Origin of the sequence: Zhongshania aquimaris (assembly GCF_019312595.1) — a bacterium.
Lineage (GTDB): Bacteria > Pseudomonadota > Gammaproteobacteria > Pseudomonadales > Spongiibacteraceae > Spongiibacter > Spongiibacter aquimaris.
This window is the reverse complement of sequence record NZ_JAHWDQ010000006.1, coordinates 143,914-153,449: the sequence shown is the minus strand read 5'-3', so window position 1 is coordinate 153,449 and position 9,536 is coordinate 143,914. Positions and strand designations below refer to the sequence as shown.

12 protein-coding genes are annotated in these 9,536 nt (G+C 51.2%); all 12 read left to right on the top strand.

The annotated features are described in order from the left end of the window. Positions 1-41: 41 nt before the first annotated feature. The 12 genes from KXJ70_RS17535 (at position 42) to ndk (ending at position 9,522) form a co-directional block, all read left to right on the top strand. A complete protein-coding gene (locus KXJ70_RS17535) occupies positions 42-992 on the top strand; it encodes an acetyl-CoA carboxylase carboxyltransferase subunit alpha (RefSeq protein ID WP_219044850.1) in 951 nt (316 codons plus the stop codon). 52 nt (positions 993-1,044) lie between these two features. Beyond that, positions 1,045-2,373 (top strand): tRNA lysidine(34) synthetase TilS, encoded by a 1,329-nt coding sequence (gene tilS, locus KXJ70_RS17530; protein WP_219044849.1) that lies wholly within the window; start codon positions 1,045-1,047, stop codon positions 2,371-2,373. 52 nt (positions 2,374-2,425) lie between these two features. Then, complete coding sequence (gene trmJ / locus KXJ70_RS17525; RefSeq protein ID WP_219044848.1) at positions 2,426-3,238, top strand: tRNA (cytosine(32)/uridine(32)-2'-O)-methyltransferase TrmJ; 813 nt, start codon at positions 2,426-2,428, stop codon at positions 3,236-3,238. Between the two features lie 107 nt (positions 3,239-3,345). Continuing rightward, on the top strand, positions 3,346-3,822 hold the full coding sequence (gene iscR / locus KXJ70_RS17520) for a Fe-S cluster assembly transcriptional regulator IscR (RefSeq protein WP_219044847.1): 477 nt from the start codon (positions 3,346-3,348) through the stop codon (positions 3,820-3,822). Between the two features lie 40 nt (positions 3,823-3,862). Next, on the top strand, positions 3,863-5,077 hold the full coding sequence (locus KXJ70_RS17515; RefSeq protein ID WP_219044846.1) for an IscS subfamily cysteine desulfurase: 1,215 nt from the start codon (positions 3,863-3,865) through the stop codon (positions 5,075-5,077). A 24-nt stretch (positions 5,078-5,101) separates the two neighbouring features. Beyond that, the gene (iscU, locus tag KXJ70_RS17510) at positions 5,102-5,488 is read left to right on the top strand and encodes a Fe-S cluster assembly scaffold IscU (protein WP_219044845.1); all 387 of its coding nucleotides are present in this window, start codon (positions 5,102-5,104) and stop codon (positions 5,486-5,488) included. 22 nt (positions 5,489-5,510) lie between these two features. Further along, positions 5,511-5,834, top strand: a complete 324-nt coding sequence (gene iscA / locus KXJ70_RS17505; protein WP_219044844.1) for an iron-sulfur cluster assembly protein IscA — start codon at positions 5,511-5,513, stop codon at positions 5,832-5,834. Between the two features lie 26 nt (positions 5,835-5,860). Then, entirely contained in the window at positions 5,861-6,400 is a 540-nt protein-coding gene (gene hscB, locus KXJ70_RS17500) for a Fe-S protein assembly co-chaperone HscB (RefSeq protein WP_219044843.1), read from the top strand. A gap of 45 nt (positions 6,401-6,445) precedes the next feature. Further along, positions 6,446-8,296, top strand: a complete 1,851-nt coding sequence (gene hscA / locus KXJ70_RS17495) for a Fe-S protein assembly chaperone HscA (protein WP_369409809.1) — start codon at positions 6,446-6,448, stop codon at positions 8,294-8,296. A gap of 11 nt (positions 8,297-8,307) precedes the next feature. Next, on the top strand, positions 8,308-8,646 hold the full coding sequence (gene fdx, locus KXJ70_RS17490) for an ISC system 2Fe-2S type ferredoxin (RefSeq protein WP_219044841.1): 339 nt from the start codon (positions 8,308-8,310) through the stop codon (positions 8,644-8,646). 31 nt (positions 8,647-8,677) lie between these two features. Next, positions 8,678-8,878, top strand: coding sequence for a Fe-S cluster assembly protein IscX (gene iscX, locus KXJ70_RS17485; RefSeq protein WP_219044840.1), 201 nt, complete (start codon positions 8,678-8,680; stop codon positions 8,876-8,878). A 215-nt stretch (positions 8,879-9,093) separates the two neighbouring features. Further along, positions 9,094-9,522, top strand: coding sequence for a nucleoside-diphosphate kinase (gene ndk, locus KXJ70_RS17480; RefSeq protein ID WP_219044839.1), 429 nt, complete (start codon positions 9,094-9,096; stop codon positions 9,520-9,522). The last annotated feature ends 14 nt before the right edge of the window (positions 9,523-9,536 follow it).

The following is a 9,536-nucleotide window of genomic DNA, read 5'->3' as shown; positions in this document are numbered from 1 at the left end:
GTGGGCATTACCGGAATTTGACGAGCGAATAAAATAGAGCAATGAATCCGAACTATCTTGATTTTGAACAACCTATTGCCGAGCTGGAAGCCAAAATCGAAGAGCTACAGCTAGTCGGAAGTGACAACGACCTCAACATCAATGAAGAAATCACCAAGCTTCGTGAAAAAAGTAGCAAGCTGACGGAGAAAATATTTTCAAATCTAACTCCGTGGAATGTCGTCAAGATTGCGCGGCATCCAATGCGGCCCTACACGCTTGATTATATTCGCCGTGTTTTCACCGATTTTGATGAGCTGCACGGTGATCGCCATTTTGGTGACGATTCCGCAATCGTTGCCGGTATTGGTAAGCTTAATGGCAAGCCAGTGATGGTTATTGGCCAAGAAAAAGGCCGCGGTGTTACCGAGAAAGTGAAACGCAACTTCGGTATGCCGAAGCCGGAAGGCTACCGCAAAGCGCTCCGCTTGATGGAATTGGCTGAACGCTATCATTTACCGATTGTGACTTTAATTGATACCCCTGGCGCATACCCCGGTATAGACAGTGAAGAGCGTGGAATCAGTGAGGCTATCGCGCAAAATCTGGCGGTCATGTCTCGTCTGAAAACACCGATTGTTTGCGTTGTTATTGGGGAGGGTAGCTCCGGTGGCGCACTGGGTATCGGTGTGGGTGACCATATCGCGATGCTGCAATATTCAACTTACTTTGTTATTTCTCCAGAAGGCTGCGCAAATATCATTTGGAAGAGCTCTGAGTTTGCGCCGGATGCGGCAGAGGCGATGGGTTTGACCTCTACCGTGCTTGAAGAGCTGGGTATCGTTGACGCAACTATTCCGGAACCCCGTGGTGGCGCCCATCGTGATATCGACTTGAGTGCTTCACGAGTTCGCGATCACATTGCAGCTCAGATTACTCGCCTGCAGGCATTGTCTGAGAAAGAATTGCTCGATACCCGTTACGAGCGCTTAATGTCGTACGGTGTTAGTTAAGCTTCGTCGACATAAGTCCGCCAACTAAGCACTTTAGGGGCGCGGAGTGTTTATGACTGATCTGCTGTCCACTGTCTCGACTGCGCTGGCACCCTATTTGCGGTGCCGGCGTTGGGTTATCGCCTATAGCGGCGGACTCGATTCCCACGTCTTACTTCATCTTGCCTGGTGCTTGCAGCAGAGCGCGCTGCGCCGCGGCGAGACTTTCCCTGAATTATCGGTCATACACATAAACCATCAATTGCAGTCGCCATCTGAAGAGTGGGCAGAGCGGTGTCAGGCTGTCTGTAAGCAGTATGGTATTTCATTTCAGGCGCGCTTGGTTGAGGTTCAAGGTCATCGTCAAGGGATAGAAAGTCTCGCTAGGGAAGCACGCTATAAAGTCTTCGAAGAGCTTGTTGATGATGGCAGCGTGTTGTTATTGGCCCACCATCAAGATGATCAAGTAGAAACCTTTTTTCTGCGCTTGCTTCGCGGCGCAGGTGTTGCCGGCCTTGCCGCTATGCCGGTGACTCGCCGTGTGGGGAGCGGCGTCTTGGTTCGGCCGCTGCTGGGTGTCAGTCGCGCGGTGCTTGAGTCCTATGCTAACTCTCAAGGTCTGGCGTGGATTGATGATCCCAGTAACAGTGATTCGCACTATCGCCGGAATTTCTTACGTCATCGGGTGATGCCTGTTGTCGCGCAGGCTTGGCCAACGTACCGCAATACTATTGTTGCCGCAGCGGCCTTGCAGGCTGAAACATCGCTACTGTTAGACTCCTATCTCAATGCCGATATTGCTAAATTAAGCGATGAAGACGGTAACCTTAAGCTTGCTGAGCTGAGGGAGTTTGACGCTAGCCGGCAGCGGGCATTGCTTCGTCAATTTGTATTGTTGCGCACTGATCAGCGTTTAGATCAGGCTCAAACTCGGGAGTTGGCTGAACAGTTTTTGCATTCGAGTAATGATAGCCAGCCAATATATGTCGTGAATAAGGCGATGACATTAAGGGCCTTTCGCGGCCGTCTTTATTGTGTGCCGGAGTCTGTTTCAGAGCGCTTTGGTAGTGAGCGCATTTTCTATTGGCGTGGTGGCGAATGCGAAATTAGTGGGCTGGGGCGTCTTGGCAGCAGTGCCGGTGGCAAGTTCATACCCCGTGGGAATGTCACCGTTCGATTCCGTCGCGGCGGTGAGCGCTGCCGTATTGCGGGTCATGCGCACAGCAAATCCCTAAAGAACTTATTGCAGGAGTGGGGTGTGCCGCCGTGGCGGCGTGACACCTTGCCGCTTATTTACTGCGATGATGATCTTGCCGCTATTGCAGATATCGCGATTTGTGAGGGTTTTTTAGCATCCGATCAGGAGGTCGGTCTTAGCTTGCACTGGCGCTGGAATCGCTGACCTAGCCGCTAGCTTCTGCTAGAATGCGCGGCTCCTAAAAAGAGCCGCTACTATGAGTTCACAGAATTTGAGCCCGCAACAGTCGTCTATTACTGCCCTAGATAACGTCCGCATCGTGTTGGTGAATACCTCCCACCCTGGGAATATCGGTGCTGTGGCGCGGGCGATGAAAAATATGTGCTTGTCGCAGTTGTATCTGGTTGAGCCTCAAAAGTATCCCCATGACGAAGCCACCTGGCGTGCAGCAAGCGCTGGTGATTTACTTGATTCCGCGGTGGTTTGCGACTCTTTGGCTGATGCGATATCTGGGTGCCAGCTCGTTATTGGTACCAGCGCTCGTGAGCGCACGGTGCCCTGGCCTTTGTTAGATCCGCGCCATTGCATGGAGAGGGCTTATAAAGAAGCTGAAGCAAGCCATAAGGTCGCTGTGGTATTTGGCCGCGAAGATCGGGGTTTAACAAATGAAGAATTGCAGCGCTGCAACTTGCACGTCCATATCCCTGCAAACCCTGACTACAGCTCACTGAATATCGCGATGGCGGTTCAGGTGTTGAGTTACGAACTGCGAATGGCGCAGCTTAGTGGCGAATTAACTAGTAATGAGATGGCTGAGTGGGATGTGCCGGTTGCCGGCGCCGACGATTTAGAGCGCTATTTAGTGCACTTGGAAGAAACCTTGCGCGATATCAATTTTTTAAGGCCAGAAGCGCCTAAAAAACTGATGACGCGGCTGCGGCGTTTGTATCAGCGCACTCGCTTAGATGAAATGGAAGTGAATATTTTGCGCGGCATTCTTACATCGACCCAGTATTGGGTTCGCAAGGCTAAGCTAAAAGATGGTGATAGCGGCGGCGACTCTCTATAATCCCTGACCCAAAGTTGGACTATATCCTACTAAAAGCATCGGATATAAAGTTGACTGTTTTGCTAGGTTATTGCATAATTCCAGCGTGGAAAAACGTAGGTGAGCTTATGCGATTAACGACAAAAGGGCGTTACGCAGTGACAGCAATGTTGGATTTGGCGCTGTACGGTGATCGTGGCCCCATTAGCTTAGCTGATGTGTCGGGGCGACAAGATATTTCGCTGTCGTACTTAGAACAACTGTTTGCCAAACTGCGACGCAAAGACTTGGTGTCTAGTATTCGAGGTCCAGGCGGCGGCTATAGGCTGAGTAGGCCTAGCGAAACGATTTTCGTTGCAGAGATAATCGACGCCGTTGATGAGCGTGTGGATGCCACAGGCTGCGCCGGTAGTAGTGATTGTCAGGATGGCCAAACCTGCCTGACACACAATTTGTGGTCTGATTTAAGTGACCAGATTCACCATTTTTTAAGCGACATCAGCTTGGCTAGTTTGGTTGAGCGGCGCGATGTGCAAAATGTTTCTGCACGCCAGTTACAGCGGGCGCGCAGTGCGCAGTCAATTACCTTAACTGCGATAGATTAGTGTATTTCTCGACTGCGGTCGGGAGTTTGGAGAAAAGTTTATGCAATTGCCGATTTATTTGGATTACTCCGCAACCACCCCGGTTGATCCGCGGGTTGCAGAGAAAATGATGGCCTGTCTGACCACCGAGGGCGTGTTCGGTAACCCCGCATCGCGCTCGCATTTATTTGGCTGGAAGGCTGAGGAAGCGGTAGAGAATGCTCGTCGTCAGGTTGCCGACCTGTTGAATGCCGATCCGCGTGAAATTGTGTGGACCTCTGGCGCCACTGAGTCAAATAATCTTGCTATCAAAGGTGCAGCGCACTTTTACAGCAAAAAAGGCAAGCATATTATTACCTCCAAAATTGAGCATAAAGCGGTGCTGGATACTTGCCGCCAGCTTGAGCGCGAAGGTTTTGAAGTGACCTATTTGGATCCCACGGATAAAGGTCTGATTACACCAGAAGCCATTGCTGCTGCACTGCGTGAAGACACCGTTGTGGTTAGTATCATGCACGCAAACAATGAAATCGGCACCATCAACGATATCGCAGGCATTGGCGAAGTCTGTCGTGCCAATGGCGTTGTTTTTCACGTTGATGCGGCGCAAACCGCTGGCAAAGTGACTATCGACATGGCGACGATGAAAGTCGATTTGCTGTCGATGTCTGCACATAAAATGTATGGCCCTAAGGGCATTGGCGCGCTTTACGTAAGTCGCAAGCCCCGGATCCGTCTTGAGGCGCAAATGCACGGCGGTGGTCATGAGCGCGGTATGCGTTCAGGTACCTTGCCAACCCATCAAATAGTGGGAATGGGTGCAGCGTGTGAAATCGCGCGTCAAGAAATGGACCAAGATGCGGCGCATTCAATGGCCTTGCGCAATCGCTTTTGGGATGGTCTCAAAGACATTGAGCAAGTGCATATTAATGGCGATTTTGAACAGCGCCTGCCGGGCAATCTGAATGTCAGCCTTGCGTATGTTGAAGGCGAGTCATTGATTATGTCGCTGAAAGACCTGGCGGTATCGTCTGGTTCGGCGTGTACATCGGCCAGTTTAGAGCCTTCTTACGTGCTGCGTGCGCTTGGCTTGAATGACGAGCTAGCACACAGCTCGCTGCGCTTTTCTTTCGGGCGTTTCACGACACCTGAAGAAGTGGATTATGCGATTAAGCAGGTTCGTGGCGCAGTTGATAAGTTACGGGAATTGTCACCTTTGTGGGATATGTACAAAGATGGCGTAGATTTGGACAGTATTGAATGGGCGGCTCATTAAGCTACTCAGAGAGAGGACGACATCATGGCATATAGCGAAAAAGTACTCGATCACTACGAGAATCCGCGCAACGTCGGTAAATTTGACGATGGCGCAGACGAAATTGGTACCGGCATGGTGGGTGCGCCTGCTTGCGGTGATGTAATGCGCCTGCAAATAAAGGTGAATGAGCAGGGTATTATCGAAGACGCCAAGTTTAAAACCTACGGATGCGGTTCAGCGATTGCATCTAGCTCACTGCTAACCGAGTGGGTAAAGGGCAAGACTTTGGAAGAAGCTGAGCTCATTAAAAACACTGAAATAGCCCAAGAATTAGCGCTGCCACCAGTGAAAATTCACTGTTCAGTGTTGGCGGAAGATGCGATCAAAGCAGCGGTATCAGATTATCGCAAGAAAAAAGCTGCGTCCTGAATTGCAGCTGGGGGAGAGATAAATGCCAATTTCAGTAAGTAGCGCGGCGGCAGGCCATATTAAACGGCAGATCGATGGTCGTGGTCGCGGCTTAGGTATTCGTATCGGCGTGCGCACGTCTGGCTGCTCCGGTATGGCCTATGTGCTGGAGTTTGTTGACGAAGCGCAGGCCGAAGATCAGGTCTTTGAGCGTGACGGCGCAGCGGTTTATATCGATCCTAAAAGCATGGTGTATCTCGATGGCACCGAATTGGATTTTGTGAAAGAAGGTCTAAACGAAGGCCTGAAATTTAATAACCCTAATGTGTCGGCTGAGTGTGGCTGCGGCGAAAGTTTCACCGTCTAGCGGCTCCGCCGGCCGGCCATAATCCTATGTCAGAATTTAATCCTCGGGAAAATTACTTCGCTCTGCTGGCTGTGCCGCAGAGGTATGAGGTCAATCAGGCGGATCTAAGTCGCCGTTATCGCGAGCTTCAGCGTGAGGCACACCCAGATCGATTCGCAGGCGCGAACGAGAGGGAGCGCTTGCGTGCCGTGCAATATTCATCGCAAATTAACGAGGCGTATGAGACCTTGGTTTCGCCCACACGTCGTGCAGCCTATCTTCTGAAGTTGGCTGGTGTGGACAGTGATATGTCGTCAACCACGTTTCGCGATCCCGAGTTTTTGATGCAGCAGATGCAGCTTCGTGAGGAGTTGTCTGAATTGCAAAGTGCCAGCGATCCAGAAGCGGCATTAGACGCGTTTTATCGCGACCTAGCCGCCGCGGCAGATCAGCAAAAATCGCTATTTTCCGCATCTTACCTTGAACAGCAATTCGACGAGTCCTTGGCCAGCTATGCCAAGTTGCAGTTTTTAGAAAAATTGCGCAGTGAAGCGGAATTGAAAGAAAGTGAATTGCTAGATTATTAAATAAGGCGCTTATCGTCGCCGGGAGCCCAAACAGCAAATATGTTGATGCAAATTTCAGAACCAGGACAAACCCCCGAGCCGCACCAGCGTAAGCTGGCGGTTGGAATTGATCTGGGTACCACGAACTCACTAGTGGCCACGGTCAGAAATGGCTCGGCACAAACGCTAGCGGATATTGATGGCGCGCATTTGCTGCCGTCGGTGGTGCTTTATGGCGAAGAAGCGAGCATCGAAGTCGGAGAGAAAGCGCTGGCGGGTGCGAGTAGCGACCCTGTGAATACCCTGATGTCGATTAAGCGCTTAATGGGGCGTTCTTTTGCTGATGTGACGGATGTCACTGGGGTGAAGATGTCACCGTATGAACTGCTCGATTTAGGGCAGGATATGGTTAAAATTCGCACGCGGGCGGGCGATGTTTCACCGGTGCAGGTGTCAGCGGAAATTCTCAAATCCCTTGGCCAGCGAGCGGAGGAAACCCTTGGTGGAGAGCTGACCGGTGTGGTCATTACCGTACCGGCCTATTTTGATGACGCCCAACGCCAAGCAACAAAAGATGCGGCAAGAATCGCCGGCTTGAACGTCCTTCGTCTGTTAAATGAACCCACCGCGGCGGCGGTCGCCTATGGGCTTGATCAGCAGGATGAAGTTGCTGTTGCGGTATTTGATTTAGGCGGTGGCACCTTCGATGTTTCGGTGTTGCAGCTCACTAAGGGGGTCTTTGAAGTGCTCTCTACTGGCGGCGACTCAGCCTTAGGGGGCGATGATTTCGATCACGCGCTGGCGCAGTGGTTTGTTGCTGAGCATAAACTCGACAGTCTCGATGTGTTTCAGCAGCGCAGTTTATTGACCGCAGCGCGGCAGGCAAAAGAGCAGCTTTCTAGTGCAGACGAGGTTGAGCTGGCCTTGGCGGATATCAGTTCTACGCTTAGTCGGCAGCAGTTTAACGACTTGGTTGATCCGCTGATAGATAAGGCGATCCGCGCCTGTAAGCGCGCCGTGCGCGATGCCAAGCTGTGCAGTGACGATATTCATAATGTGGTGATGGTGGGCGGCTCAACTCGGGTGCCCCGTGTTAGGGAGCGGGTTGCAGAATGGTTTGGTCGTGAACCGCTGATCGATTTAGACCCTGATAAAGTGGTTGCCCTAGGGGCGGCCCTGCAAGCTGATCAATTGGTCGGTAATCGCAGCGGCGACGAAATGCTGCTATTGGATGTTATTCCATTGTCCCTTGGTATTGAAACCATGGGCGGGCTCACTGAGAAAATTATTCACCGCAATACCACTATTCCGGTTGCCATGGCGCAGGAGTTTACAACGTTTAAAGACGGCCAAACGGCGATGGCGATCCATGTCGTGCAGGGTGAGCGAGAGTTGATAGATGACTGTCGCTCATTGGCGCGCTTTGAGTTGCAGGGCATTCCGCCAATGGTTGCCGGTGCGGCGCGGATTAAGGTGATGTTCCAAGTTGATGCCGACGGCCTCTTGCGCGTGAGTGCTAGAGAGGAAAGCACGGGTTCTGAGAGTCGTATCGAAGTGAAGCCGGCCTACGGCTTGAGTGATACCGATATCGCCGATATGTTGCAGCAATCATGGGCCTCTGCGGCGGATGACAAAGAGGCGCGAGCCTTGCGCGAACAGCAAATCGAGGCCGAGGGTCTACTGCAGGCATTATCTGCGGCACTGCTTAAGGATGGCGAAGCCATGTTGAGCGAAGATGAGCAGCGTGAGTTGTTGGCTAAGATGGAGGTTCTGCATCGCGAGCGCGAGCAAGGTTCGGTTGCCAGCATAGCTAAACATATTGAAATTGTCGGTAAGGCGAGCGAAGTCTTCGCCGAGCGTCGTATGGACGCTAGTATTAACCAAGCACTCGCCGGCCGGCGAGTCGATGAAATTTAAAGGAAGCGGGCATGCCACGCATTGTAGTACTACCCCATGAGGCACTGTGTCCTGATGGCGACGTGTTGGACGCCACCCCGGGTGAAACGGTGTGTGATGTTATGTTGGCGAATGGTATCGATATTGAGCACGCCTGCGAAAAGTCCTGCGCATGCACCACATGTCATATCATTGTTCGAGAAGGCTTTCAGTCGCTAGATGAGGCGGATGAGCTTGAAGAAGATATGCTTGATAAAGCGTGGGGCTTGGAGCCTGACTCACGTTTAAGTTGTCAGGCTGTGGTTGGCGATACCGATTTAGTTGTCGAAGTGCCGCGCTACACGATAAACATGGTTTCTGAACGTCATTAAGCCGTGAGCTTTGTAATAAAGGTGTGTCGAAATGAGTCTGAAATGGACTGATGTATTAGATATTGGTATTGAACTTGCCGATAAATTCCCAGAAGTAGATCCAATTCATATCAACTTTGTAGACTTAAGAGACAAAGTGATGGGCTTGGACGATTTTGATGATGACCCAAAGCGCTGCGGTGAAAAGGTGCTTGAAGCCATTCAGGCAGCATGGATTGAAGAGCAGGACTAGTTCGGCTGTTTTTGCTTTTCTAGCGCTGCGCAAGCCGTCCGATCACACTAAAAGCGAGAACTGGGAGGAGTTTTCCGAAACGCAGCCCAGAACTCGCTGTCATACACTCTCTCGCGTACCTATTTGCTATTAATACGCGTATAATTCTACGATTTTTCGTAACGGGCAATCTTGTTGCTCGAATTGTTCTTGTTTTACTTTTTGGAGAAAGACCGATGGGCGTTCAACGCACCCTTTCCATTGCTAAGCCTGATGCTGTTAGCAAAAATGTTATTGGCGAAATTTACAGCCGCTTTGAAAAAGCCGGTCTGCGCATTGTCGCTGCAAAAATGTTGCGCTTGAGCCGCGAACAGGCTGAAGGTTTCTACGCCGAACATAAAGGCCGTCCGTTTTTTCCGGCGCTGATTGATTTTATGACTTCTGGCCCAGTTACTGTGCAAGTTCTTGAAGGCGAAGGTGCGGTTTTACAAAACCGCGAACTTATGGGCGCAACTAACCCTAAAGAAGCGGCGCCAGGCACTATTCGCGCGGATTTTGCTGAGTCGATCGACGCCAACGCGGTACACGGTTCAGACTCAGAAGAGTCAGCTGCACGCGAAATTGCATTCTTCTTTTCTACCAGTGAGTTGTGTGAACGCGTTTAATCACGTTTTCGCTC

Excerpts from the sequence above, each read along its gene's own strand:
- KXJ70_RS17535 (WP_219044850.1), top strand. The coding sequence starts at position 42 with ATGAATCCGAACTATCTTGATTTTGAACAACCTATTGCCGAGCTGGAA.
- tilS (WP_219044849.1), top strand. The coding sequence starts at position 1,045 with ATGACTGATCTGCTGTCCACTGTCTCGACTGCGCTGGCACCCTATTTG.
- trmJ (WP_219044848.1), top strand. The coding sequence starts at position 2,426 with ATGAGTTCACAGAATTTGAGCCCGCAACAGTCGTCTATTACTGCCCTA.
- iscR (WP_219044847.1), top strand. The coding sequence starts at position 3,346 with ATGCGATTAACGACAAAAGGGCGTTACGCAGTGACAGCAATGTTGGAT.
- KXJ70_RS17515 (WP_219044846.1), top strand. The coding sequence starts at position 3,863 with ATGCAATTGCCGATTTATTTGGATTACTCCGCAACCACCCCGGTTGAT.
- iscU (WP_219044845.1), top strand. The coding sequence starts at position 5,102 with ATGGCATATAGCGAAAAAGTACTCGATCACTACGAGAATCCGCGCAAC.
- iscA (WP_219044844.1), top strand. The coding sequence starts at position 5,511 with ATGCCAATTTCAGTAAGTAGCGCGGCGGCAGGCCATATTAAACGGCAG.
- hscB (WP_219044843.1), top strand. The coding sequence starts at position 5,861 with ATGTCAGAATTTAATCCTCGGGAAAATTACTTCGCTCTGCTGGCTGTG.
- hscA (WP_369409809.1), top strand. The coding sequence starts at position 6,446 with ATGCAAATTTCAGAACCAGGACAAACCCCCGAGCCGCACCAGCGTAAG.
- fdx (WP_219044841.1), top strand. The coding sequence starts at position 8,308 with ATGCCACGCATTGTAGTACTACCCCATGAGGCACTGTGTCCTGATGGC.
- iscX (WP_219044840.1), top strand. The coding sequence starts at position 8,678 with ATGAGTCTGAAATGGACTGATGTATTAGATATTGGTATTGAACTTGCC.
- ndk (WP_219044839.1), top strand. The coding sequence starts at position 9,094 with ATGGGCGTTCAACGCACCCTTTCCATTGCTAAGCCTGATGCTGTTAGC.